Source organism: Enterobacter cloacae complex sp. HYC033_NIDB, assembly GCF_056673335.1.
The window spans coordinates 4,137,002-4,160,774 of the sequence record NZ_CP115123.1; the positions used below are offsets into that span (position 1 = coordinate 4,137,002).

Here is a 23,773-nt window from a genome sequence, read left to right on the forward strand (position 1 = left end):
AGGAACGATAGACAGGCAGGTGGAGCAAGGTCACAGAATGTGAAAATGCGCAGACATTTGTGAAGCGTAGCACACAAACTTAACTTTTCACTCATTTACCTAACATAACAAAAATGTCTTGTTGATCACTATTTTTGAGACTCGTCACAGGATGTAACTATAGTGTGGGCTTGATCTCGTTTTCTTTGTGCTTGTTACATAGAATGTGCACGGAAATTAAACCTGCCTCATATTTGGAGCAAATATGGACCGCGTCCTTCATTTTGTCCTGGCACTCGTTGTCGTTACTGCACTTGCATTGCTGGTCAGCACAGACCGCAAAAAAATTCGTATTCGCTATGTTGTCCAACTGCTGGTCATTGAAGTTTTACTTGCGTGGTTCTTCCTGAACTCCAACGTAGGCCTGGGCTTCGTGAAAGGCTTCTCCGAAATGTTCGAAAAACTGCTCGGATTTGCCAACGAAGGGACAAACTTCGTCTTTGGCAGCATGAACGATCAGGGTCTGGCCTTCTTCTTCCTGAAGGTGCTCTGCCCTATCGTCTTCATCTCTGCCCTGATCGGTATCCTTCAGCACATCCGCGTTCTGCCGGTGGTTATCCGTGCGATCGGCTTCCTGTTATCGAAAGTTAACGGCATGGGCAAACTGGAATCCTTTAACGCAGTCAGCTCGCTGATTCTCGGTCAGTCTGAGAACTTCATTGCGTATAAAGATATCCTCGGCAAGATGTCCCGTAACCGCATGTACACCATGGCGGCAACCGCAATGTCTACCGTTTCCATGTCTATCGTGGGCGCGTATATGACCATGCTGGAACCAAAATACGTAGTTGCGGCGCTGGTTCTGAACATGTTCAGCACCTTTATCGTGCTTTCGCTGATTAACCCGTACCGTGTGGATGCCAGCGAAGAGAACATTCAGATGTCAAACCTGCACGAGGGACAGAGCTTCTTCGAAATGCTGGGTGAATACATTCTGGCGGGTTTCAAGGTTGCAATTATCGTCGCCGCGATGCTGATTGGCTTTATCGCGCTGATCGCTGCGCTGAACGCCCTGTTTGCGGCCGTACTCGGTATCTCCTTCCAGGGTATTCTGGGCTACATCTTCTACCCGATTGCCTGGGTGATGGGCGTGCCCGCTCACGAAGCGTTGCAGGTGGGCAGTATCATGGCAACGAAACTGGTTTCCAATGAGTTCGTGGCGATGATGGATCTCCAGAAGATTGCCAGCACACTCTCCCCTCGTGCGGAAGGGATCCTGTCCGTCTTCCTGGTCTCCTTCGCGAACTTCTCTTCCATCGGTATTATCGCTGGTGCGATTAAAGGCCTGAACGAAGAGCAAGGTAACGTCGTTTCTCGCTTTGGCCTGAAGCTGGTTTACGGTTCAACGCTGGTGAGCGTCCTGTCTGCCTCTATTGCAGCACTGGTTCTGTAATTCATACCGTGCAATAAAAACCGGGAGCCATCGCTCCCGGTTTTTTTTATGCCTCCAGCGCCGTCAGGGGCAGTGGTTTACCAATCAAATAGCCCTGCAAATAGTCCACGCCGAATCGCAGCAACATCTCGCGTTGTTCAGCCGATTCCACATATTCAGCCACCACACAAAGCGATTTCGTTTTGGCCATGTTGCAAATGGACTGCACGATCATCGCATCCATGCTGTCGGTGCAGATATCTTTCACGAAGCAGCCATCGATCTTAATGATATCGGCCTCCAGCCGCTTCAGGCGCTCAAAGTTGGCATAGCCGGTACCAAAGTCATCAATAGCAATGCGGAAGCCGTAATCCCGCAGCTGCTGGATATTGTTGATGCTGCTTCCCGAGTCAGAGAAAGCCTGTTCCTCGGTGATCTCAATGACGATATCTTGCGGCGCAATGGCGTAGCGTTCAAAAAGCGCGATGATCTCAGCCGCTATCTCATTTTGCATCAGCGTCAGCGGCATCAGATTAACGGAGAACCGCGTTCCGGCCCGTTCGGACGGATGGCTGCGCATCCACATCAGCAATTTTTCCACCACGTTCAGGTCAAATCGGTGGCTCAGGTTAAACTGAGCAATTAGCGGAATAAAGCGATCAGGCGTGATGATCTCCCCCTCGCTTTCAAGCCTTGAGAGGATTTCAAAGTACCCTTCCCCACGCGCGTTATGGATTGGCTGGGCGTAAAGGTGAAGCCCTCCGACATCAAGGGCGCGTTTTATGCGGGCCAGCATCAGCACTCTGTCCGTCGTCTGACCGGAGACATCATCCAGACTGTTGGTTAACGCCAGGACGTTATGCCCGGCACAGGACTGCTCGGAGAGCCAGCTCAGCTGACCCAGCGTATGATGCAGGCTTTCTCCATCCGGCACTTCACCCCAGGAGGCGCCAAACTCGATGTCGAGCTCAGTCTTGTTCCAGACAATCTTACGGCTGTTCAGATGATCAACCATATATTGCAGACGTTCAGCCGTGCCCGGCCCCAGCAAGACCACTACCAGCTCACTGCCCGGCAACTGGAAGAGCTTCTCGTCTTTTTGCAATAACGGTTGCAGCGACGCGGTTATCATCTTTTTACAATGTACACGCATGAGGATGCCGTAGTGACGGCTCAGGAATTCGAGATTATCCAGGCGCAGGCAGCAGACTTTAGCCTCGGGATGGTGCTGTAAAAACACTTCCAGCGCACGAATGTTAGGCAGACCGGTGAGCGGATCGGTAAGCGCCCTCTCCTGCCACCCCTGTTTCAGCCATTCACTTTTCTGATAGATCCGCGACATGTAAAGCAGGCAGATGGCGAAAGAGATAAGCACCGACAGGATAAAGGAGAGCGAGTGGCCCGATTCAACGCCATTAAGAAAATTATAATTATAGGTCAACAGCATGAGCGCCGAGGCCGCCCAGAATAAAGAGATGAGCGCATAGCTCAGACGACCAATCCCCAGGGTGAAAAGAATGAAAACGATTGGCATCAAATAACCCGCAATAAACTGCGACTCAAAAGGCGCGCATAAAATAGCGATCATCGAGATCAACAGCATCAGCCACACAACGATAAATAACGCTTTTTTGTGACAAAAGAGGGGCTTCACGCTTCGCCGCCAGAATGTTCGGGCATAGCGAGGATTAATAATCATTCTTAACGGATAATAGAACATCATGGTGAAAATCAGGGCGGCACAAATCAGACTCTGAATATCGATAACGTTATAAATTGCAGAGCCTTCGCCGAAATAGGAGGAGATTGTCACCGGGAAATCAAATAAATATCCCGCCAGATACATCGATAATTTGATGCCCACAGGCACCATAAATCCGAGCCAGAAAATACGTATACCAATGTACTTATTCGGTATGCTGTGTCGCCAGCGCTTGCCCAGCACCAGACGGATGACGCCACAGGCGGCGAAGACGGTAAACGTCTGACAACATAATAATACGGCAGATTGTAGTGGTGCTAAATCAAGATTATAAATATTAGTAATACTAAAACTTAACAGCAAAGGAATGATTGCCCGCCGTCCAAATAACAACACGATGGCGAGCATGGCACTTAAGGGCAACCACGCCAGATAAACATCATTTTCGCTAACAATGGCCCGTGGAGAGATATAACGAGAAAAAGGAATCGCAATCAGGCTTAGCGCCAGGGCAATCATAAATATCTTTACATTATTGTAAATTTTTCTATTCATTAATCCGGATAATCTATTTTACCATCGTCTCATTGACCGCATGGATAATAGGTTTATTAATAACACGAATCAAGTTCAGGTCTATTTATAGACTTGTTTATTGATTTGGATTGAGGTGAGGTGTAGAAAACGACGTTAATTGCAACAAAAACAGTCTAAAATATTTTACAAGATATAAAAAAACCCCCGTCTTGCGACGAGGGTTTAAATTTTGGTGGAGCTAAGCGGGATCGAACCGCTGACCTCTTGCATGCCATGCAAGCGCTCTCCCAGCTGAGCTATAGCCCCACATGTTACTTTACATACCGCACTCTGTTGGGTTCAGAGTTTGGTGGAGCTAAGCGGGATCGAACCGCTGACCTCCTGCATGCCATGCAGGCGCTCTCCCAGCTGAGCTATAGCCCCGTCGTAAAGCTGTCATGTTGACGGGCGGCATAATATGAATTCCGCCGCAGAGTGTCAACGGCAAATTCAGCCTCCGCCTTTAAATCGCCGAAAAATCATGCAAATGAATCACTTTGCGAGCCTGCTCGCAGCCAGGAGTTAAGCTTGTCACGTTTTCACGTAAAACGGTGCTATAAAATGAACCACTAATTAACCCCACAGATATTCAGGAAATTGTATGATCAAGGAACGAATGACGCCAGAAGAGTTAGCCCTGCTCACTGGCTATAGCCGACAGACCATCAATAAATGGGTACGCAAAGAGGGTTGGATTACATCGCCAAAGCCAGGCGTTCAGGGTGGCAAAGCGCGTCTGGTACACGTCAATGAAAAAGTGCGCGACTTTATTCGCAGCGCGCGCAGGGCAACAGAGACGCCGGAACTGCCAGATAAGGCGTACCACGAGGGCTCGCTTCATGCCCTGCTCCTGACGCTGGCGAATGAAATGACGCCGGAAGAGCAAAAGCAGATGACATCGCTGTTACTGCGGGAAGGGATTACCGGCTTGTTACAACGTTTAGGGATTCGCGACCAACGCTGATATGAAAAGATTACGCAGCAAAATGACCACGGAAGAGCTGGCGGACAGTCTGGGCGTAGCCCGACAAACCGTTAATCGCTGGATACGACAGAAGGGATGGAAAACGGAGGGTATCAACGGTGTAAAAGGCGGAAGAGCGAGGGTGATATGTATTGATGCGCACGTTAAGGAGCACATCATTAGTCTTCCCGCCATTCGTAACCGTCGGGCTGTTTACCATGTGGCGGAAAGCCCCTCCCACTACGGCGTGGCAACCTCATCCAGCCTGCTTCCACAAATTATCGACTCGCTGGAAAACATGACGACTGTCGAACAGAAACGTTTGCACAAGTTGCTCGCTCGTGAAGGGTTGCAGGGTTTTCTCACGCGTCTTGGTATTGCTGAATAACAGGCATAAAAAAACGGCAGGTTACCCTGCCGTTTTTTGTATTACACGAGTATTACTGCTGGCTTTCACGCTCAGCAATAAAGCCCAGCGCTTTGTTGATACGCGCAACGCTACGTGATTTGCCGATGGCATGAACGGTAACGTCCAGCGCCGGAGACTGGCCTGCCCCCGTCACCGCAACGCGCAGCGGCATACCGACTTTACCCATGCCAATTTCCAGCTCATCAGCGGTAGCCTGAATCGCGTGGTGAACATTTTCCGCAGTCCATTCGGTAATGGCTTCGAGTTTATCACGCACCACTTCCAGCGGCTGACGCGCAACCGGACGCAGGTGTTTCTTGGCCGCGTCGGCGTCAAACGTGTCAAACTCTTCATAGAAGTAACGGCAGCTTTCAGCAATTTCTTTCAGCGTTTTGCAACGCTCGCCAAGCAGCTTCACCAGATCCGCCAGTTCAGGGCCCGTACGGGTATCGATGTTTGCCTGTTCAATGTGCCATTGCAGATAAGTCGCCACATATTCTGGCTGCATGGTATTGATGTAGTGATGGTTCAGCCACAGCAGTTTGTCAGTGTTGAACGCGCTGGCTGATTTGCTGACCGAGTTTAGAGAGAACAGCTCGATCATCTCTTCGCGGCTGAAGATCTCCTGGTCACCATGAGCCCAGCCCAGACGCACCAGGTAGTTCAGCAGCGCTTCCGGCAGATAGCCGTCATCACGGTACTGCATCACGCTCACCGCGCCATGACGTTTGGACAGCTTTTTACCGTCGTCACCGTTGATCATTGATACGTGCGCATACACCGGTACAGGCGCGTTCAGCGCTTTCAGAATGTTGATCTGACGCGGGGTGTTATTGATATGGTCTTCACCACGGATCACGTGAGTGATTTCCATATCCCAGTCGTCCACAACTACGCAGAAGTTATAGGTTGGCGATCCGTCAGTACGACGAATGATAAGGTCATCCAGCTCCTGGTTGCTGAATTCGATCGGGCCACGGATCTGGTCATCAAAGATAACAGAGCCATCCTGTGGGTTAGCAAAACGCACTACGCAAGGCTCATCCGCAGCATGCTCGCTGTGGTCATGGCGGCAACGACCGTCATAACGCGGTTTTTCGCCTTTTGCCATTTGCTCCTCACGCAGCGCATCCAGACGCTCCCTGGAGCAGTAGCACTTATAGGCCGTGCCTGCCACCAGCATCTCGTCAATTACGGCGTTATAGCGGTCAAAACGTTTGGTCTGGAAGTATGGACCTTCGTCCCACGCCAGATTCAGCCAGTTCATCCCATCCATAATGGCTTCAATTGCTTCCGGCGTTGAGCGCTCCAGATCGGTGTCTTCAATACGCAGCACAAACTCACCGTTGTTGTGACGTGCGAAAAGCCAGGAGTAGAGAGCGGTACGTGCACCACCGACATGCAGATAGCCTGTCGGGCTCGGCGCGAAGCGAGTTTTGATTTTCATGAAATGGCCTTACGTTATAAAGATGCCGGTAATCGGCAAATTCCGGGAAGAAAACAATGGGCAATATTCTATCACTGTGGGCCGATTCCTCAATGTCGATCACTTTATCCGGTTCGAGATTGCTGTTTTTGTTTATAAATCATGCGCCACAGTCCGTTTTGCGATCGTTTTGACTAATTTTACGACGAACGAATAAAAACTTTAGAAAATGCGTTGACTCATTTTCAACTCTCCCTATAATGCGACTCCACACAGCGGGGGTGATTAGCTCAGTTGGTAGAGCATCTCCTTTACACGGAGGGGGTCGGCGGTTCGAGCCCGTCATCACCCACCATCTACTTCGGTAGACTCGCAGTGTAGATAAGCATTGAGATTGGGCGATTAGCTCAGTTGGTAGAGCATCTCCTTTACACGGAGGGGGTCGGCGGTTCGAGCCCGTCATCGCCCACCATTCTCACCTTATCGCAGCAGTTCCGAAATGGGCGATTAGCTCAGTTGGTAGAGCATCTCCTTTACACGGAGGGGGTCGGCGGTTCGAGCCCGTCATCGCCCACCATTTCGGGTCGTTAGCTCAGTTGGTAGAGCAGTTGACTTTTAATCAATTGGTCGCAGGTTCGAATCCTGCACGACCCACCAATGTAAAAAAGCGCCCTAAAGGCGCTTTTTTGCTATCTGCGATATAGCACATCCCCATTGCAGCCAGATCGCTTGTTTTACTCAAGCTCACGCCTTCTTTGCCGATACCTCTATTTTATGGCGAAAAGGATCTCAATATGACAACTCTTAAGCCCGTTTCTCTGTCGGCGATGGAAATCGGCAGCGTAGATAACAGCTCCGGCGGAAACGACATTGCTTCTCAAATCACCCGTCTGACCAAACAGATAACGAAAGTCACTCAGCAGCTCAAAGAAGTGGCCATGGGTGATGCCACAGCAGAAGAGAAGCAAAAGCAGCAGGAATTACTCGAATCTCAGCTGGCTATGTTGCAGGCACAACTGGCGCAATTGCAGCGTCAGCAGGCAGAAGAGGCGATGCCAAAACAGGAAAAAGGTCAGGCAGTCGCGGAAGGCATCAATAAGCCCTCCGCGGAGCATCAGATTAATATCTACATCTGATTATTGGTTTCGTTAAAAAGTGGATCGCGTGTGCGGGCCTCCATCAAACGTTCGGCCTGCATACGCACCACATCCCAGCAGGCATGCGCCGCGCCGGAAAGTGACCTGTTTTTACGGCGTACCAGCATCAGCTGGCGTTCGACACAGGGTACGAAACGCTTCACCGTTAAACGACTCCCCTGCGGCAGTGGCAGCGCCAGCGCCGGCAGAACGCTGATGCCAATCCCCGCTTCGACCATCGGGAAAAGCGTGGCAGGATGCCCGATCTCCTGCACAATGGTTGCCTTAACGCCCTGCGCGGCCAGAGCGGCATCTATCAGCGGACGGCTGCCTGATGCATAATCCTGTAACACCAGGTTTGCCCCCTGCAAGGCCTGCCAGGCCACGTGTGGCAGCGATGCCAGCGGATCATCATCGCGGCAGAGCAATAAAAAGGGCTCCGAGAGCACCACTTCACATTCCAGGTCGCTTACCGCTCCGGGATCAATAACGATGCCAAAATCCACATCCCCCTGACGGATACTCTCCAGAACCCACTGCTGCGGCCTGTCATGCAAAACAAAATCGATATCCGGATAGCGGTGATTACTTTCAGCGATGCACTGGGGAATAAGATGCGCCGAAATCGTCTGGCTCGCCGCCACTCTCACGGTGCCGGAAAGCTGTTGTCCGAGCCGTCCGACATCCCTGAGCGTACTGTGCAGTTCATCCAGCAGCCTCTCCAGACGCATTGCCAACTGCTGTCCCGCTTCGGTGAGTACCACTTCTCGCGTCGTACGGTCGAGCAGCTTCACTCCCGTTTGCGTTTCAAGCTCCTTAACGCTATGGCTCACCGCCGACTGGCTGAGGCCAATGATCTCCCCTGCCCGGCTAAAGCTGCGGGCCTGCGCGACGGTGACGAAAACGCGAAGCTGACGTAACGAATAATTCATCTGTTTAATTCATGAATGGATGCAATAAATCAATTTTATTTCTCAAAGGGAAGAAAGCACAATAGCGGCATCTGTTTTCAGGAGTGATTATGAAACTTTTTCGTATCCTTGATCCGTTTACGCTGACCCTGATTGGTGTCGTCTTGCTGGCCTCGTTCTTCCCGGCGCGGGGCAGTTTCGTTCCGGTTATTGAAGGACTGACCACGGCAGCCATTGCCCTGCTGTTCTTTATGCATGGCGCCAAACTCTCCCGGGAAGCCATTATTGCAGGCGGTAGCCACTGGCGACTGCACCTGTGGGTAATGTGCAGCACCTTTATCCTCTTCCCGGTTCTGGGCGTGCTGTTCGCCTGGTGGGCGCCGGTGAATGTCGATCCGGCGCTGTATACCGGTTTCCTTTATCTGTGCATTTTACCGGCCACCGTGCAGTCCGCTATTGCCTTTACCTCGCTGGCGGGCGGTAACGTCGCGGCGGCGGTTTGTTCTGCTTCCGCTTCCAGCCTGCTGGGGATCTTTGTTTCACCGCTACTGGTCGGTCTGCTGATGAACATGCACGGGGCGGAAGGCAATCTGGAGCAGGTGGGTAAAATTTGTCTGCAACTGCTGCTGCCGTTTGTGCTCGGACACTTATCCCGTCCCTGGATTGGGGCATTTGTGGCAAAACATAAAAAATGGATCGGGAAAACGGACCAAAGCTCAATTCTGCTGGTGGTTTACACGGCCTTCAGCGAAGCCGTGGTGAACGGCATCTGGCACAGGGTGGGCGCTGGATCGCTGCTGTTTATTGTGGTGGTAAGCATCGTTTTGCTGGCCATTGTCATCGCGGTTAACGTCTTTGTGGCCCGCAAATGCGGCTTCAATAAGGCCGATGAAATCACCATTGTATTTTGCGGATCGAAAAAGAGCCTGGCCAACGGGATCCCAATGGCCAATATTCTGTTCCCGACGTCCGTCATTGGGATGATGGTGTTGCCGCTGATGATTTTCCATCAGATCCAGTTGATGGTGTGCGCGGTACTGGCGCGGCGTTACAAGGCGCAGACTGAAAAGCTGGCGCAGGAAGAGACCCGCGCCGCGAAAGTTTAAGGACGTTTCAGGGGCTGAACCAGCTGGGTCAACCCCTCTGTTTTGATCAGTAACGTGATAGCCATCAGCTCGCCCAGACGCCCGGCGGGGAACTCATCCTTACGGGCAAACCACAGCAGATACTCTTCCGGTAAATCAATCAGCCTGCGACCCTTATATTTACCGAACGGCATCTCCGTATTGGCGATCTCAACGAGCTGCTCTTTTTCCACGTCACTCTCCTAACAGGCGCATCATTTCCGCTTCGTCGATTACCTCGATGCCAAGCTCCTGCGCTTTTGCCAGCTTCGAACCGGCCGCTTCCCCGGCAATCACCAGGTCGGTTTTCTTCGATACGCTGCCCGCCACTTTTGCCCCCAGCGCCACCAGGCGCGCTTTCGCGTCATCGCGCGAGAGCTGGCTCAGGCTGCCGGTCAGCACTACCGTTTTACCGGCAAACGGGCTGTCGATCTCTTCGGCATTAACCACTACCGGTGCAGGCCAGTGAATGCCCTGTTCCAGTAATTTACCGATCACTTCACGGTTGCTCTCTTCGGCGAAGAAGTTGAAAACGTGGGTAGCGACCACAATGCCGACATCAGGGACTTTCTGTAGCTCGTCGATGGTGGCTTTCTCCAGCGCGTCCAGCGTGCCGAAATACGCCGCCAGCCCTGCCGCCGTCGCCTCTCCGACTTCACGAATGCCAAGCGCGTAAAGGAAACGGGCAAAGGTGGTGTTTTTGGCCGCCTCGAGCGCGTTAACGATGTTCTGGGCAGATTTCGGCCCCATACGATCAAGACCGGTCAGCTTACCTGCCGTCAGGGTAAAGAGGTCCGCTGGCGTATGGACGTACTCTTTCTCAACTAACTGGTCGATAATCTTGTCACCCATTCCGTCGACGTCCATCGCCCGGCGGGAGACAAAGTGCTTCAGGGACTCTTTACGCTGCGCGCCGCAGATTAACCCGCCCGTACAGCGCGTTACCGCTTCCCCCTCCACGCGCTCAACGTCCGAACCACATACCGGACAGTGGGCTGGAAACTCGATGGCACGGGTATCGGCAGGACGTTCAGACTCAACAACGTTAACCACCTGTGGGATCACGTCGCCCGCGCGGCGAATCACCACTTTGTCACCAATGCGCAGGCCCAGGCGGGCAATTTCATCGGCGTTATGCAGCGTGGCGTTACTTACCAGCACGCCAGCCACCTGCACAGGCTCCAGACGCGCCACAGGCGTAATCGCCCCCGTACGCCCTACCTGAAACTCCACGTCGCGAACGAAGGTCATCTGCTCCTGCGCCGGGAACTTAAAGGCCACCGCCCAGCGCGGCGCACGGGCCACAAATCCTAACTGTTCCTGCAACGCCAGCGAGTTAACCTTGATCACCACGCCATCAATATCAAACCCGAGCGTGGGACGATCTTCTTCAACCTTGTGATAGAACGCCAGCACCGCCTCCGGAGAGTCGCAGAGCTGCACGCGGTTGCTAACCGGTAACCCCCACTCTTTGAACTGCATTAAACGACCCAGGTGAGTATCTGGCAGGTCACCGCCTTCCAGGATCCCGACGCCGTAGCAGAAGAAAGTAAGCGGTCGCTTCGCGGTGATTCGTGGATCGAGCTGACGCAGCGAACCTGCCGCCGCGTTACGCGGGTTTGCAAACACTTTCCCACCGGTACGACGCGCTTCTTCGTTGATCTTCTCGAAGCCCGCCTGCGGAAGGAACACTTCCCCGCGCACTTCCAGCCGGGCGGGAATGTTATCGCCACGCAGTTTCAGCGGGATCGCACGAATAGTGCGCACATTAGTGGTGATGTCTTCCCCGGTAGTGCCGTCGCCGCGCGTTGCGGCACGCACCATCACGCCGTTCTCATAAAGAATGCTAACGGCCAGACCATCCAGCTTTAGCTCGCAGCACCAGCTCAGATTGTCGATGCTCTTCAGGCGATCCTGCACACGCTTGTTGAAAGCCAGAAAACTCTCTTCATCAAACACGTTATCCAGCGACAGCATCGGCACTTCATGTCGCACCTGGCTGAAAGCGCCCAGCGGTTCCGCGCCGACGCGCTGCGTTGGGGAATCGGGCGTAATCAGTTCGGGGTGCTGCGCTTCCAGCTCGCGCAGTTCACGCATCAGGCGGTCATATTCCGCATCCGGCACTTCCGGTGCGTCCATAACATGATAGAGATATTCATGATGGCGAAGCGTGGTTCGCAGTTCAGTAAGTTGTTGTTCGATTGAGTCCATATCGCACCATCAATGAGAAAAACCCCCGACAGGCGGGGGTTGAGGAGGAGGTGAAGTTAACGCGACGATTACGCGTTCGCTTCCTTAACTTCGCGGATGCGGTCCTGATACTCGCGCAGTTTCTGCGGCGTCATCATTCGACGCTGATCGTCGAGCACCACACCGCCCACTTCGTCGGCGATGTGCTGAGCGGACTGTAGCATCAGCTTAAAGTTTTGCAGCTCGTCACCGTAGGACGGCACCTGCATAAAGATCGTAACCCCCGGCGTGACGAAATCACCGGTCATTTCCGGGTCAAACGTGCCTGGATTGACCATATTGGCCAGGCTAAACAGCGCCGGACCGCTACCGTCAGGACTCAGGTGGCGATGGAAAATATTCATGTCGCCGAACTTGAAGCCTGCCTGTTGGATGCTGTTAAGCAGCACGTCACCGTTCAGATGGGTGCCATGATGAGCAGCCACGTTCATGATGATCACTGCTTCTTTACGCTGCGGCTTTTCAACAACCGGTTCTGGCTCTGCGACCGGCTCTGGCTCAACGCGCGGAGCGGGCTGTGGCGCAGGCGGTTCAGGCTGCGGCTGCGGTTGTTGTACCGGCTGCGGCTGCTGAACAGGCTGTGGCTGATGCACTGGCTGTGCAGGCTGTTGCACAGGTTGCGGCTGTACAGGCTGTGGCGCAACGGGCTGCTGTTGCACAGGCTGCTGCGGCGGATGACGAACAGGTTCTTCCACTGGCGGCGGCGCTGGCTGGCGCGGCTGGGCAGAGGCATACGGTGGTTGATACTGGTGCTGCGGAGCGCGGGGGGCTTCATGCTCTCCATGCGCTGCGCCGGGCGCAGTATTGACCCGATGAACACGAACTTCACCCACGCCGTCGTCGTCAGGACCGTCGATGTCGTCTTCAACGTCATCGTCGTCACGACTGGACTTCATGCGCTTCAGTGGACGATCGCGAAACATAGAGGAACGCTCTTTACGGCTGGTCCAGAAACCATGTACCAGTAAAGCGATTATGGCGATCGCGCCAACAATGATTAATATCAGACGCAAATCCTGCATCATTATATTCTCTGTTGTTCTAACACCTTGCCACCACGGCAAACATTTACTCACTAAGAGTATTTGCCGTTTACGTCAAGTGCAAGTGTATGCAGAGCATTCACAGCATAAAGATGAACTAAATCGTGCTTTTTGCTGGTTTTTCGAACATTTCCGAACTGGTCATTGGCCCGTAACTGGATAATATAGGCGGGCAATTCCACTGGTTGTGTAAAAAGGAGTACAGCCTGGTATGGTTTCAACATCTTCTTCTGCCCCACGCAGCGGGGTCTGGTACTTTTCTCAGGGCTGGAAACTGGTCTCCCTGCCGGGCATTCGACGCTTCGTTATTTTGCCGTTACTGATCAACATTATTCTGATGGGCGGGGCCTTCTGGTGGCTGTTCACCAGACTGGAAAGCTGGATCCCTTCCCTGATGAGCTATGTGCCGGACTGGTTACAGTGGCTAGACTACCTGCTCTGGCCGATTGCGGTTATCTCCGTGCTGCTGGTTTTCGGCTATTTCTTTTCGACGATAGCAAACTGGATAGCCGCGCCGTTCAACGGTCTGCTGGCCGAACAGCTGGAAGCGCGCCTGACCGGTGCGACGCCACCTGACACGGGCGTACTGGGGATCGTGAAAGATCTCCCCCGCATCATGAAGCGTGAATGGCAGAAGTTCGCCTGGTACCTGCCGCGGGCGATTGTGCTGCTTATTCTTTATTTTGTACCCGGGATTAGCCAGACGGTCGCGCCCGTGCTGTGGTTCCTGTTCAGCGCCTGGATGCTCGCTATCCAGTACTGTGATTATCCGTTCGATAACCACAAAGTGCCGTTTAAAGAGATGCGCACTGCCCTGCGCACTCAGAAGGTTGCCAACATGCAGTTTGGCGCGCTGACCAGCCTGTTCACCATGATCCCTTTCCTGAATTTGTTCATCATGCCCGTCGCCGTTTGCGGCGCGACGGCGATGTGGGTGGACTGCTACCGTGCTAAGCACGCGTTATGGAAGTAATGCAAAAATGTGTAAAAGAGGGGTGGCTTATGCCGCCCCTTATTCCATACTGATCCCCATTATTTCCTTGCAGCATATAGATATGCGATTTCCTTACTTCCCCATACCTGTTCAACAGGTATGCTGGGTCGGTATCCCAATTTCATACAGTTAAGGACAGGCCATGAGTAAGATTTATGAAGACAACTCGCTGACTATCGGTCATACGCCCCTGGTTCGACTGAACCGTATCGGTAATGGACGCATTCTGGCGAAGGTCGAATCTCGTAACCCAAGCTTCAGCGTTAAATGCCGTATCGGTGCGAATATGATTTGGGATGCTGAAAAGCGTGGCGTGCTGAAACCTGGCGTTGAGCTGGTTGAACCCACCAGCGGCAATACCGGTATCGCTCTGGCCTATGTTGCGGCGGCGCGTGGCTATAAGCTGACGCTGACTATGCCTGAAACCATGAGCATTGAGCGTCGTAAGCTGCTGAAAGCGCTGGGTGCGAACCTGGTCCTGACCGAAGGCGCAAAAGGCATGAAGGGCGCGATTCAGAAGGCCGAAGAAATTGTTGCCAGCGATCCGGCAAAGTATCTGCTGCTCCAGCAGTTCAGCAACCCGGCCAACCCGGAAATTCATGAGAAAACCACCGGCCCGGAAATCTGGGAAGATACCGACGGTCAGGTTGATGTGTTTATCTCCGGCGTAGGCACCGGCGGTACGCTGACCGGTGTGTCTCGCTATATTAAAGGCACGAAAGGTAAAAAAGATCTGATTACCGTTGCCGTTGAGCCAACCGACTCACCGGTTATCGCTCAGGCGCTGGCAGGCGAAGAGATCAAACCTGGCCCACACAAAATCCAGGGTATCGGCGCTGGCTTTATTCCAGGCAACCTGGATCTGAAGCTGATCGATAAAGTCGTCGCCATTACCAATGAAGAAGCCATCTCCACGGCGCGTCGCCTGATGGACGAGGAAGGCATTCTGGCGGGTATCTCTTCCGGTGCGGCGGTTGCGGCAGCCCTCAAACTGCTGGAAGATGAAACCTTTACCAATAAGAATATTGTGGTTATCCTACCGTCTTCGGGTGAGCGTTACTTAAGCACAGCACTGTTTGCCGATCTCTTCACAGAGAAAGAACTGCAACAGTGATGCCAGCATGTTAAAAACGCGTAAAAAAGCACCTTTTCAGGTGCTTTTTTGTGGCCTGCTTCAAAGTTTTACCCCTCCTGGCATTGCTTCACCCCGTTGGGTCTGGTATTTAAACCAGCAATTATTTTGATGCGCGAAATTAATCGGTGAACGAAATAGCGCTGCTGAATCGATTTTATGATTTGGTTCAAGTCTTGCTTTCACTGCATAATGTTTAATGACGATTGAAACGTCAGCGCTAACTATACAGGCTAAAGTTAAGTCGCCAGGCTAGACTTTAGTTCCACAACACTAAACCTATAAGTTGGGGAAATACAATGTTCCAGCAAGAAGTTACTATTACCGCTCCGAACGGTCTGCACACCCGCCCTGCTGCTCAGTTTGTTAAAGAAGCGAAAGGCTTCACTTCTGAAATCACTGTGACTTCCAACGGCAAAAGCGCTAGCGCAAAAAGCCTGTTCAAGCTGCAAACTCTGGGCCTGACTCAGGGTACCGTTGTTACCATCTCCGCTGAAGGTGAAGACGAGCAGAAAGCAGTTGAGCATCTGGTTAAGCTGATGGCTGAACTCGAGTAAGTTTACCGGGTTCTTTTCAATATCAGTCACAAGTAAGGTAGGGTTATGATTTCAGGCATTTTAGCATCCCCGGGTATCGCTTTCGGCAAAGCATTGCTGCTGAAAGAAGACGAAATCGTCATTGACCGGAAAAAAATTTCTGCCGACAAGGTTGATCAGGAAGTTGAACGTTTTCTGAGCGGTCGTGCCAAGGCATCTGCGCAACTGGAAGCGATTAAAACTAAAGCTGGCGAAACTTTCGGTGAAGAAAAAGAAGCCATCTTCGAAGGGCACATTATGCTGCTCGAAGATGAGGAGCTGGAGCAGGAAATCATAGCCCTGATTAAAGATAAAGGCATGACGGCCGACGCGGCTGCGCATGAAGTTATCGAAGGACAGGCATCTGCCCTGGAAGAGCTGGACGATGAATACCTGAAAGAACGTGCGGCTGACGTACGTGACATCGGTAAGCGCCTGCTGCGCAACATCCTGGGTCTGGCCATCATCGATCTGAGCGCGATTCAGGACGAAGTCATCCTGGTTGCCGCTGACCTGACGCCGTCTGAAACCGCACAGCTGAACCTGAACAAGGTGCTGGGTTTCATTACTGATGCAGGTGGACGTACCTCCCACACCTCAATCATGGCGCGTTCTCTGGAGCTGCCAGCCATTGTGGGTACCGGTAGCGTTACCTCCCAGGTTAAAAACGACGACTATCTGATTCTGGATGCCGTAAACAATGTGGTTTACGTCAACCCAACTAACGATGTGATCGAGCAGCTGCGTTCCGTTCAGGAGCAGGTTGCTACCGAGAAAGCGGAACTCGCTAAACTGAAAGATCTGCCAGCTATCACGCTGGACGGCCATCAGGTTGAAGTGTGCGCTAACATCGGTACCGTACGTGACGTTGACGGCGCTGAGCGCAACGGCGCGGAAGGTGTAGGTCTGTATCGTACTGAATTCCTGTTCATGGATCGCGACGCTCTGCCAACGGAAGAAGAGCAGTTTGCAGCGTACAAAGCGGTTGCGGAAGCGTGCGGCTCGCAGGCTGTAATCGTCCGTACTATGGACATCGGTGGCGACAAAGAGCTGCCGTACATGAACTTCCCGAAAGAAGAGAACCCGTTCCTGGGCTGGCGTGCCGTGCGTATCGCCATGGATCGCAAAGAGATCCTGCGTGACCAGGTTCGCGCTATTCTGCGTGCCTCCGCTTTCGGTAAACTGCGCATCATGTTCCCGATGATCATTTCTGTTGAAGAAGTGCGTGCACTGAAGAAAGAGATCGAAATCTACAAACAGGAACTGCGCGACGAAGGTAATGCATTTGACGAATCCATTGAGATCGGCGTGATGGTGGAAACACCGGCAGCCGCGACCATTGCGCGTCATTTAGCCAAAGAAGTTGATTTCTTTAGTATCGGTACCAATGATTTAACGCAGTACACCCTGGCAGTTGACCGTGGTAATGATATGATTTCACATCTCTACCAGCCAATGTCACCGTCCGTACTGAATTTGATCAAGCAAGTTATTGATGCTTCTCATGCAGAAGGTAAATGGACTGGCATGTGTGGTGAGCTTGCAGGCGACGAACGTGCTACACTTCTGTTGCTGGGTATGGGTCTGGACGAATTCTCTATGAGCGCCATTTCCATCCCGCGCATTAAGAAGATTATCCGTAACACGAACTTCGAAGATGCGAAGGTGTTAGCAGAGCAGGCTCTTGCTCAACCGACAACGGACGAGTTAATGACGCTGGTTAACAAGTTCATTGAAGAAAAAACAATCTGCTAATCCACGAGATGCGGCCCAATTTACTGCTTAGGAGAAGATCATGGGTTTGTTCGATAAACTGAAATCTCTGGTTTCTGATGACAAGAAAGACTCCGGAACTATTGAGATTGTTGCTCCGCTCTCCGGCGAGATCGTCAACATCGAAGACGTGCCGGATGTAGTGTTTGCTGAGAAAATCGTTGGTGATGGCATTGCTATCAAACCAACTGGCAACAAAATGGTTGCTCCAGTTGACGGCACCATCGGTAAAATTTTTGAAACCAACCATGCGTTCTCTATCGAATCCGATAGCGGTATCGAACTGTTCGTTCACTTCGGTATCGACACCGTTGAACTGAAAGGCGAAGGCTTCAAACGTATCGCGGAAGAAGGCCAGCGTGTTAAAGTTGGCGACCCGGTAATTGAATTCGATCTGCCGCTGCTGGAAGAAAAAGCGAAGTCTACCCTGACTCCGGTTGTTATCTCCAACATGGACGAAATCAAAGAACTGATCAAACTGTCTGGCAGCGTCACCGTGGGTGAAACCCCGGTTATCCGCATCAAGAAGTAATTCTTGCCGCACAGAAAAATGGCGCCTTCGGGCGCCATTTTTGTTTATGCCGGCAGAATAAGCTCGTCATAGCCTTTCGACTGCGTGTAGATCATAACGTCAGTCACCCGATCGCCCGCCATGCGAATGGCATCGGCAACGGTCTTCCCTCCCACAATGCCGCTGACCAGCTCTGAACAGAACAGATCGCCCGTTCCTTTCAGATCCGTCTCTACGCGCGGGTGCGCGCTTACGGTAACACCTTCTTCGCTCACCAGCACGACGTGGATATTCTGCGGATCGTCAGCCACTGGCGCGCTGGTGATCGCCACCCATTTCAGCGTGTCGGACAGCAGCCCCTGCGCGGCGGCAATGGCGCTCTCCGGCGTACGGCACGGTTTGCCGCTCAGCACTTCCAGTTCATACACGTTGGGCGTAATGCCCTGGGCCAGCGGGAGCAGATGCTCACGGTAGGCTTCAGGAATATCCGGCTTCACGTACATCCCGCTATCGATATCCCCAATTACCGGGTCAACCAGCACCAGCAGATCGGGATGTTGCACTTTGATTGCCTTCAGCCACTTCGCCAGCAGCGCGATCTGGCTGGCGCTGCCCATATAGCCGGTGGTGACCGCTTTAAGCTCGCGCAGGATCTCGCGCTCTTCCAGCGCCTTAAGGTAGCCGCTGAACCACTCGTCCGGGATCACCCCGCCGTAGAAGGTGTCGTAGTGCGGCGTATTGCTGAACAGCACCGTTGGCACGGCGGTAACGTTCAACCGGTGGGTTCGAATATTCGGCACCGCGATGCTGTTTCCCACGCTGCCGTACACCACCTGCGACTGTACGGCGACAATATCGGTTTGCTGCGCCCGGGTGTTATCCCGGAATAAAAACATCTCCATGACGCTTAAATCCCCGCCCCCTGCGAATAACTCTCTTCACCAAAGACGCCGGTAGACAGATAACGGTCGCCGCGATCGCAAATAATCGCTACGACCACCGCCCCCGGCGTGGACTCAGCCACCCGGATCGCACCCGCTACGGCACCGCCAGAGCTGACGCCGCAGAAGATACCTTCACGCACGGCCAGCTCACGCATGGTATTTTCCGCCTCGCGCTGATGAATATCCAGCACCTGGTCCACAAGCTGCGCATTAAAGATGCCCGGCATATACTCCGCCGGCCAGCGGCGGATGCCCGGAATACTGCTCCCCTCTTCCGGTTGCAGGCCGACAATCGTCACCGGCTTCTCCTGTTCGCGCAGAAAGCGTGACACACCGGTGATCGTGCCCGTGGTCCCCATGCTGGAGACAAAGTGGGTGATGCGCCCGTCGGTTTGCTGCCAGATTTCCGGGCCGGTGGTGGTGTAGTGCGCGTACGGGTTGTCCGGGTTGTTGAACTGGTCGAGGAGCTTGCCTTCCCCGCGCTCCGCCATCGCTAACGCTAAATCTCGCGCCCCTTCCATCCCCTGCTCTTTGCTCACCAGAATCAGCTCGGCTCCATAGGCGCGCATGGCGGCCCGGCGCTCCTGGCTCATGTTATCCGGCATCAGCAGCTTCATGCGGTAGCCTTTCAGGGCGGCAATCATTGCCAGCGCGATACCGGTATTTCCGCTGGTGGCCTCAATGAGCACGTCGCCTGGCTTAATTTCACCGCGCTTCTCGGCCTGGACAATCATCGACAGTGCCGCCCGGTCTTTCACCGACCCCGCCGGGTTATTGCCTTCGAGTTTGACCCAGATTTCGCTGCCGTTATCAGGCCCCATGCGCTGAAGTTTGACCAGAGGGGTGTTGCCAATGGTGTGTTCGAGTGTATTCACGATTTTTACTCAATAAAAAAGCCGGGTGGCGCTTAGCTTACCCGGCCTACAAGACGCAGTGATAACTGTAGGCCCGGTCAGCGCAGCGCCACCGGGCGATAAACATACTAATAACCTATCAGGCTGACTCCGCCAGAGCAATATCCTCGCGCGTCTCAATGCGCTCGTTGCCATGATAAATGCGCGCGTGTTGCAGCCCGACAAACAGGCGCTCCCCCCGGTACGGCGGCACGTCGTCACGCATAACCACGGTCAACGGCTCGGTGTACCAGCCCAGGGGCTGTACCACTAATTGGGTGTAGTGCCCTTTAGGGCTAGCTTCCAGCACCTGCACCGGAAGCGGTGAATCCAGGCTGGTACGGCGGCTGACGTCCACTTCCCACGGACGCAGGAACAGATCCACCGGCCCCTGATGCGCGGAGGTATACCCCAGCGGCCAGCGGTGCGCGCCAACGTGGAACTGACCGCCGCGAATGGTGCCCTGAAGGCGGTTTACTTCCCCCATAAACTCCAGCACAAAGCGGGTCGCCGGTTCACGCCAGAGCTGCTCTGGCTCGTCAACCTGCTCAATATTGCCCTGACTCATCACCACCACGCGATCGGCCACTTCCATCGCCTCTTCCTGATCGTGGGTCACGAAAACGCTGGTGAACTGGAGTTCCTCATGCAGCTGACGCAGCCAGCGGCGCAGCTCTTTTCGCACCTGCGCATCCAGCGCGCCAAACGGTTCGTCCAGCAGCAGAATTTGCGGTTCAACGGCTAACGCACGCGCCAGCGCCACGCGCTGCTTCTGCCCGCCGGAAAGTTGAGCCGGAAAGCGGTCCGCCAGATGCGCAAGCTGCACCATCTCCAGCAGTTTGGTCACTTTCGCTTTGATGGCGGCGGCATCTGGACGTTCACGACGCGGCAGCACGGTCAGGCCAAACGCGATGTTGTCGAATACCGTCATGTGGCGGAACAGCGCATAATGCTGAAATACAAAGCCCACTTTACGGTCGCGGGCGTGCAGGCGGCTAACGTCCGTACCGTGGAAGCGAATATGTCCGCTGGTCTGGTGTTCAAGCCCGGCGATAATACGCAGCAGCGTGGTTTTACCGGAGCCAGACGGCCCCAGCAGCGCCACCATTTGTCCGGAAGGGATATCCAGCGAGATATCATTCAGCACCTGGGTGCGACCAAAAGACTTCTTAATATTGGCAATCTCAATGCTCATGATTTCCCTCCTGATGCTGACGTTTTTCCTGATTCTCTAAACGCCACTGCACCACACTCTTCAAAAACAGGGTCAAAATCGCCATCAGCGTCAGCAACGCTGCGGCAGTAAAGGAACCGACGGTGTTGTAGTCCTGTTCCAGTAATTCAATCTGTAACGGCAGCGACAGGGTTTCGCCGCGAATCGAGCCGGATACCACCGACACCGCGCCAAACTCACCGATCGCACGGGCGTTGGTCAGCACCACGCCGTAAAGCAGTGCCCAGCGGATATTCGGCAGCGTGACGCGGCGGAACATCTGCCAGCCGGAAGCGCCGAGCAGCACCGCGGCTTCATCTTCATGGCTGCCCTGGCTGAGCATCACCGGCACCAGCTCGCGCACCACGAACGGACAGGTGACAAAGACGGTCACCAGCACCATCCCCGGCCAGGCGAACATGATTTGCAGGTCGTGCTCATCCAGCCAGCCGCCCAGCGGGCCATTGGAGCCGTAGAAGAGCAGATAAACCAGACCCGCCACCACCGGAGACACCGCAAACGGGATATCCAGCAGGGTCAGCAACAGCTGACGCCCCGGGAAGTTAAAGCGCGTTACCAGCCAGGCCAGCAATACGCCAAACACCAGATTCACCGGGACGGTGATCAGGGCAATCATCACCGTCAGCCAGATGGCGTGGAGCATGTCAGGATCGGCCAGGTTTTGCAGCGCGGGCATAATCCCTTTGCTGAAGGCCTGCACGAAGATGTACACCATCGGCACGACGAGAATGAATGCGGAGACCAGCACGCCGGTACCAATCAGAAACCATTTGCCCCAGTTGATGCGGGGCGCGTCATAGCGCTTCAATTGCGTAACTTCCGCCATCAGTGACCTACCACACGTCGACCAAAGCGACTTTGCAGAGTGTTAATCGAAAACAGTAGCAGCAGCGACGCGGCAAGGATCACCGAGGCAATCGCGCTCGCGGCCGGATAATCAAACTCCTGCAAACGGACAAAAATCATCAGCGAGGTCACTTCGGTTTTCCACGCGATGTTCCCGGCGATAAAAATGACCGCGCCAAATTCACCGAGGCTGCGGGTAAAGGAAAGCGCCACCCCCGCCAGCAAGGCCGGAGAAAGTTCCGGCAGCACAACCTTACGGAAACTCTGCCAGCGCGTGGCGCCCAGGGTTTCCGCGGCCTCTTCGTATTCGGGGCCTAACTCTTCCAGCACCGGCTGCACGGTACGTACCACAAACGGGATGCTGGTGAAGGCCATCGCCACCGCGATACCGATCCAGGTATAGGTCACTTTAATATCAAACTTCGCCAGCCATTCGCCGTAAAAGCCGTTCACGGAGAACAGCGACGCCAGCGTCAGACCGGCCACCGCCGTCGGCAGGGCAAACGGCAGATCCATCAGGGCGTCGAGCAGCGTGCGGCCCGGGAAGCGATAGCGGGTTAAGATCCATGCCATCAGCAGGCCAAACACGCCGTTAAAAATCGAGGCCACGAATGCAGACAGCAGCGTGACCTTGTAGGCCGCCACCACCTGCGGGTTGGTGACCACTTCCCAGTACTGGGACCAGCTCATCTCAGCGAGCTGCATCACCAGAGCGCTGAGCGGTAACAATAAAATCAGACAGACGAACAGCAGGCTGGTCCCGAGGCTTAAGGTAAAACCCGGCAGCACACGTCTTGTTGATCCTGCAAACATTACTTACGCCCCGCCGCCAGCAATTTGTCTAACTCACCGCCGCTGGCAAAATGCGTTTTCATCACCTCAGGCCAGGCGCCGAAATGATCTTCCACGCGGAACAGCTCGGTCTGCGGGAATTTGTCTTTCAGCTTGTTCATCACGTCCGGATTATTAACGCGGTAGTAATAGTCAGTAATCACCGTCTGCGCCTGCGGGCTGTACAGATAGTTGAGATAGGCTTTTGCCGCTTTCTCAGTGCCGTTGGCTTTGACGTTTTTATCCACCCACGCCACCGGGAACTCGGCCAGAACGTTGGTTTTCGGGATAACCACTTCGAAGCCCTGCGCTTCGTACTGTTTACGAATATTGTTCACTTCGGATTCAAAGCTGATCAGCACATCGCCCAGCCCGCGCTCGGCGAAAGTGGTGGTTGCGCCCCGGCCGCCGGTGTCAAACACTTCGACGTTTTTCAGGAACTGGGTCATAAACTGTTCGGTTTTCGCTTTATCGTTACCGTCAGCTTTGTCCGCCGCGCCCCACGCCGCCAGATAGGTATAACGCGCGTTGCCGGAGGTTTTCGGATTCGGGAAAATCAGCTTGACGTCAGAACGCACCAGGTCGTTCCAGTCGTGAATGTTTTTCGGGTTGCCCTTGCGCACCAGGAAGCCCATGGTGGAATAGAACGGCGAACTGTTGTTCGGCAGGCGGCTTTGCCAGTCCGCCGGGATCAGCTTGCCTTTGTCGTGCAGGATCTGCACGTCCGTGACCTGGTTGTAGGTCACCACATCCGCTTTCAGCCCCTGCAAAATGGCCAGCGCCTGCTTGGATGAACCAGCGTGCGACTGTTTGATGGTCAGCTTGTCGCCGTTGTTCTCTTTCGCCCACTGCTGTTCAAATGCGGGATTAAGGGCGGCAAACAGCTCGCGTGAAACATCATAAGAACTGTTCAGCAACTCGGTTGCCTGCGCCTGCGCCACCAGCAGTAAACCTGCCAGTGCCAGCGATCCTTTTTTCAGTACAGTAACGGCCATTGCGCACCCTTATAAATGTGATGACTATCTTATAGTCATAATATTTATAACGGAGTCTAAAGGAGTAACGGTTTTATATACCGTTTGGTGATT

At 53.7% G+C, this 23,773-nt stretch carries 22 protein-coding genes and 6 tRNA genes; 14 read left to right on the forward strand and 14 right to left on the reverse strand.

Annotated elements, in window-relative coordinates:
• Window positions 1–244 precede the first annotated feature (244 nt).
• Window positions 245–1,432 carry a nucleoside permease NupC gene (nupC, locus tag O1721_RS19805; protein WP_006811440.1) on the forward strand — a complete coding sequence of 396 codons (1,188 nt, stop codon included), beginning with the start codon at window positions 245–247 and terminating at the stop codon, window positions 1,430–1,432.
• Between the two features lie 46 nt (window positions 1,433–1,478).
• Here nupC and O1721_RS19810 read toward each other — a convergent pair whose 3' ends face one another.
• From O1721_RS19810 to O1721_RS19820, 3 genes are all read right to left on the reverse strand, one after another.
• Window positions 1,479–3,668 carry a sensor domain-containing phosphodiesterase gene (locus tag O1721_RS19810; protein WP_032648994.1) on the reverse strand — a complete coding sequence of 730 codons (2,190 nt, stop codon included), beginning with the start codon at window positions 3,666–3,668 and terminating at the stop codon, window positions 1,479–1,481.
• A gap of 212 nt (window positions 3,669–3,880) precedes the next feature.
• A tRNA-Ala gene (locus O1721_RS19815) sits at window positions 3,881–3,956 on the reverse strand.
• Between the two features lie 41 nt (window positions 3,957–3,997).
• A tRNA-Ala gene (locus tag O1721_RS19820) sits at window positions 3,998–4,073 on the reverse strand.
• A gap of 217 nt (window positions 4,074–4,290) precedes the next feature.
• Here O1721_RS19820 and O1721_RS19825 point away from each other — a divergent pair.
• Entirely contained in the window at window positions 4,291–4,653 is a 363-nt protein-coding gene (locus tag O1721_RS19825) for a YfeC-like transcriptional regulator (protein WP_015572232.1), read from the forward strand.
• 1 nt (window position 4,654) lies between these two features.
• Window positions 4,655–5,041, forward strand: coding sequence for a YfeC-like transcriptional regulator (locus O1721_RS19830; RefSeq protein WP_032648996.1), 387 nt, complete (start codon window positions 4,655–4,657; stop codon window positions 5,039–5,041).
• A gap of 52 nt (window positions 5,042–5,093) precedes the next feature.
• On the opposite strand, the gene gltX is transcribed toward O1721_RS19830, so the two are convergent.
• A complete protein-coding gene (gene gltX / locus O1721_RS19835) occupies window positions 5,094–6,509 on the reverse strand; it encodes a glutamate--tRNA ligase (RefSeq protein WP_032648999.1) in 1,416 nt (471 codons plus the stop codon).
• Between the two features lie 258 nt (window positions 6,510–6,767).
• Between gltX and O1721_RS19840 the strand changes: the two genes are divergently transcribed.
• From O1721_RS19840 to O1721_RS19860, 5 genes are all read left to right on the forward strand, one after another.
• Window positions 6,768–6,843, forward strand: a tRNA-Val gene (locus tag O1721_RS19840).
• A gap of 41 nt (window positions 6,844–6,884) precedes the next feature.
• Window positions 6,885–6,960, forward strand: a tRNA-Val gene (locus O1721_RS19845).
• A gap of 29 nt (window positions 6,961–6,989) precedes the next feature.
• Window positions 6,990–7,065, forward strand: a tRNA-Val gene (locus O1721_RS19850).
• Between the two features lie 4 nt (window positions 7,066–7,069).
• Window positions 7,070–7,145: transfer RNA gene (locus O1721_RS19855), tRNA-Lys, on the forward strand.
• Window positions 7,146–7,282: 137 nt separating this feature from the next.
• The gene (locus O1721_RS19860) at window positions 7,283–7,624 is read left to right on the forward strand and encodes a FlxA-like family protein (protein ID WP_017383471.1); all 342 of its coding nucleotides are present in this window, start codon (window positions 7,283–7,285) and stop codon (window positions 7,622–7,624) included.
• On the opposite strand, the gene O1721_RS19865 is transcribed toward O1721_RS19860, so the two are convergent.
• Window positions 7,615–8,556, reverse strand: coding sequence for a LysR family transcriptional regulator (locus O1721_RS19865; protein ID WP_032649001.1), 942 nt, complete (start codon window positions 8,554–8,556; stop codon window positions 7,615–7,617). The two genes, O1721_RS19860 and O1721_RS19865, sit on opposite strands and share 10 nt — an antisense overlap.
• Window positions 8,557–8,645: 89 nt before the next feature.
• On the opposite strand from O1721_RS19865, the gene O1721_RS19870 reads away from it, so the two are divergent.
• A complete protein-coding gene (locus O1721_RS19870) occupies window positions 8,646–9,641 on the forward strand; it encodes a bile acid:sodium symporter family protein (RefSeq protein ID WP_015572227.1) in 996 nt (331 codons plus the stop codon).
• Here the strand turns inward: O1721_RS19870 and O1721_RS19875 are convergent.
• The 3 genes from O1721_RS19875 to zipA form a co-directional block, all read right to left on the reverse strand.
• Window positions 9,638–9,853 (reverse strand): DUF3820 family protein, encoded by a 216-nt coding sequence (locus O1721_RS19875; RefSeq protein WP_003861328.1) that lies wholly within the window; start codon window positions 9,851–9,853, stop codon window positions 9,638–9,640. The genes O1721_RS19870 and O1721_RS19875 overlap by 4 nt on opposite strands.
• Before the next feature lies 1 nt (window position 9,854).
• On the reverse strand, window positions 9,855–11,870 hold the full coding sequence (gene ligA / locus O1721_RS19880; protein ID WP_017383473.1) for an NAD-dependent DNA ligase LigA: 2,016 nt from the start codon (window positions 11,868–11,870) through the stop codon (window positions 9,855–9,857).
• Window positions 11,871–11,938: 68 nt separating this feature from the next.
• A complete protein-coding gene (gene zipA, locus O1721_RS19885) occupies window positions 11,939–12,934 on the reverse strand; it encodes a cell division protein ZipA (RefSeq protein WP_015572226.1) in 996 nt (331 codons plus the stop codon).
• A 229-nt stretch (window positions 12,935–13,163) separates the two neighbouring features.
• Here zipA and cysZ point away from each other — a divergent pair, with 229 nt between their 5' ends.
• The 5 genes from cysZ (at window position 13,164) to crr (ending at window position 17,958) form a co-directional block, all read left to right on the forward strand.
• Window positions 13,164–13,925, forward strand: coding sequence for a sulfate transporter CysZ (gene cysZ / locus O1721_RS19890; RefSeq protein ID WP_032649003.1), 762 nt, complete (start codon window positions 13,164–13,166; stop codon window positions 13,923–13,925).
• Window positions 13,926–14,088: 163 nt separating this feature from the next.
• Window positions 14,089–15,060: a cysteine synthase A gene (gene cysK / locus O1721_RS19895; protein ID WP_006811453.1), complete on the forward strand. Its 972-nt coding sequence runs from the start codon at window positions 14,089–14,091 to the stop codon at window positions 15,058–15,060.
• A 317-nt stretch (window positions 15,061–15,377) separates the two neighbouring features.
• Window positions 15,378–15,635 (forward strand): phosphocarrier protein Hpr, encoded by a 258-nt coding sequence (gene ptsH / locus O1721_RS19900; protein WP_000487600.1) that lies wholly within the window; start codon window positions 15,378–15,380, stop codon window positions 15,633–15,635.
• Window positions 15,636–15,680: 45 nt separating this feature from the next.
• Window positions 15,681–17,408, forward strand: coding sequence for a phosphoenolpyruvate-protein phosphotransferase PtsI (ptsI, locus tag O1721_RS19905; protein ID WP_479953335.1), 1,728 nt, complete (start codon window positions 15,681–15,683; stop codon window positions 17,406–17,408).
• Between the two features lie 40 nt (window positions 17,409–17,448).
• Entirely contained in the window at window positions 17,449–17,958 is a 510-nt protein-coding gene (gene crr / locus O1721_RS19910) for a PTS glucose transporter subunit IIA (protein ID WP_003861316.1), read from the forward strand.
• Window positions 17,959–18,002: 44 nt separating this feature from the next.
• Here the strand turns inward: crr and pdxK are convergent, their stop codons facing one another.
• The 6 genes from pdxK to O1721_RS19940 form a co-directional block, all read right to left on the reverse strand.
• The gene (pdxK, locus tag O1721_RS19915; protein ID WP_045324508.1) at window positions 18,003–18,839 is read right to left on the reverse strand and encodes a pyridoxine/pyridoxal/pyridoxamine kinase; all 837 of its coding nucleotides are present in this window, start codon (window positions 18,837–18,839) and stop codon (window positions 18,003–18,005) included.
• 5 nt (window positions 18,840–18,844) lie between these two features.
• Entirely contained in the window at window positions 18,845–19,756 is a 912-nt protein-coding gene (gene cysM, locus O1721_RS19920; RefSeq protein WP_017383476.1) for a cysteine synthase CysM, read from the reverse strand.
• A 118-nt stretch (window positions 19,757–19,874) separates the two neighbouring features.
• A complete protein-coding gene (cysA, locus tag O1721_RS19925; RefSeq protein WP_017692966.1) occupies window positions 19,875–20,969 on the reverse strand; it encodes a sulfate/thiosulfate ABC transporter ATP-binding protein CysA in 1,095 nt (364 codons plus the stop codon).
• The gene (gene cysW, locus O1721_RS19930) at window positions 20,959–21,834 is read right to left on the reverse strand and encodes a sulfate/thiosulfate ABC transporter permease CysW (RefSeq protein WP_003861305.1); all 876 of its coding nucleotides are present in this window, start codon (window positions 21,832–21,834) and stop codon (window positions 20,959–20,961) included. Before cysW ends, cysA begins: the two co-directional genes overlap by 11 nt.
• Window positions 21,834–22,667 carry a sulfate/thiosulfate ABC transporter permease CysT gene (cysT, locus tag O1721_RS19935; RefSeq protein WP_017383478.1) on the reverse strand — a complete coding sequence of 278 codons (834 nt, stop codon included), beginning with the start codon at window positions 22,665–22,667 and terminating at the stop codon, window positions 21,834–21,836. Before cysT ends, cysW begins: the two co-directional genes overlap by 1 nt.
• Window positions 22,667–23,680 (reverse strand): sulfate ABC transporter substrate-binding protein, encoded by a 1,014-nt coding sequence (locus O1721_RS19940; protein ID WP_032649009.1) that lies wholly within the window; start codon window positions 23,678–23,680, stop codon window positions 22,667–22,669. The genes cysT and O1721_RS19940 overlap by 1 nt, the downstream gene beginning before the upstream one ends.
• Window positions 23,681–23,773: the final 93 nt, after the last annotated feature.

Bases quoted from the DNA above. Each gene is read 5' to 3' on its own strand.
- nupC (WP_006811440.1), top strand. From the start codon at position 245: ATGGACCGCGTCCTTCATTTTGTCCTGGCACTCGTTGTCGTTACTGCA.
- O1721_RS19810 (WP_032648994.1), bottom strand. From the start codon at position 3,668: ATGAATAGAAAAATTTACAATAATGTAAAGATATTTATGATTGCCCTG.
- O1721_RS19825 (WP_015572232.1), top strand. From the start codon at position 4,291: ATGATCAAGGAACGAATGACGCCAGAAGAGTTAGCCCTGCTCACTGGC.
- O1721_RS19830 (WP_032648996.1), top strand. From the start codon at position 4,655: ATGAAAAGATTACGCAGCAAAATGACCACGGAAGAGCTGGCGGACAGT.
- gltX (WP_032648999.1), bottom strand. From the start codon at position 6,509: ATGAAAATCAAAACTCGCTTCGCGCCGAGCCCGACAGGCTATCTGCAT.
- O1721_RS19860 (WP_017383471.1), top strand. From the start codon at position 7,283: ATGACAACTCTTAAGCCCGTTTCTCTGTCGGCGATGGAAATCGGCAGC.
- O1721_RS19865 (WP_032649001.1), bottom strand. From the start codon at position 8,556: ATGAATTATTCGTTACGTCAGCTTCGCGTTTTCGTCACCGTCGCGCAG.
- O1721_RS19870 (WP_015572227.1), top strand. From the start codon at position 8,646: ATGAAACTTTTTCGTATCCTTGATCCGTTTACGCTGACCCTGATTGGT.
- ligA (WP_017383473.1), bottom strand. From the start codon at position 11,870: ATGGACTCAATCGAACAACAACTTACTGAACTGCGAACCACGCTTCGC.
- zipA (WP_015572226.1), bottom strand. From the start codon at position 12,934: ATGATGCAGGATTTGCGTCTGATATTAATCATTGTTGGCGCGATCGCC.
- cysZ (WP_032649003.1), top strand. From the start codon at position 13,164: ATGGTTTCAACATCTTCTTCTGCCCCACGCAGCGGGGTCTGGTACTTT.
- cysK (WP_006811453.1), top strand. From the start codon at position 14,089: ATGAGTAAGATTTATGAAGACAACTCGCTGACTATCGGTCATACGCCC.
- ptsH (WP_000487600.1), top strand. From the start codon at position 15,378: ATGTTCCAGCAAGAAGTTACTATTACCGCTCCGAACGGTCTGCACACC.
- ptsI (WP_479953335.1), top strand. From the start codon at position 15,681: ATGATTTCAGGCATTTTAGCATCCCCGGGTATCGCTTTCGGCAAAGCA.
- crr (WP_003861316.1), top strand. From the start codon at position 17,449: ATGGGTTTGTTCGATAAACTGAAATCTCTGGTTTCTGATGACAAGAAA.
- pdxK (WP_045324508.1), bottom strand. From the start codon at position 18,839: ATGGAGATGTTTTTATTCCGGGATAACACCCGGGCGCAGCAAACCGAT.
- cysA (WP_017692966.1), bottom strand. From the start codon at position 20,969: ATGAGCATTGAGATTGCCAATATTAAGAAGTCTTTTGGTCGCACCCAG.
- cysW (WP_003861305.1), bottom strand. From the start codon at position 21,834: ATGGCGGAAGTTACGCAATTGAAGCGCTATGACGCGCCCCGCATCAAC.
- cysT (WP_017383478.1), bottom strand. From the start codon at position 22,667: ATGTTTGCAGGATCAACAAGACGTGTGCTGCCGGGTTTTACCTTAAGC.
- O1721_RS19940 (WP_032649009.1), bottom strand. From the start codon at position 23,680: ATGGCCGTTACTGTACTGAAAAAAGGATCGCTGGCACTGGCAGGTTTA.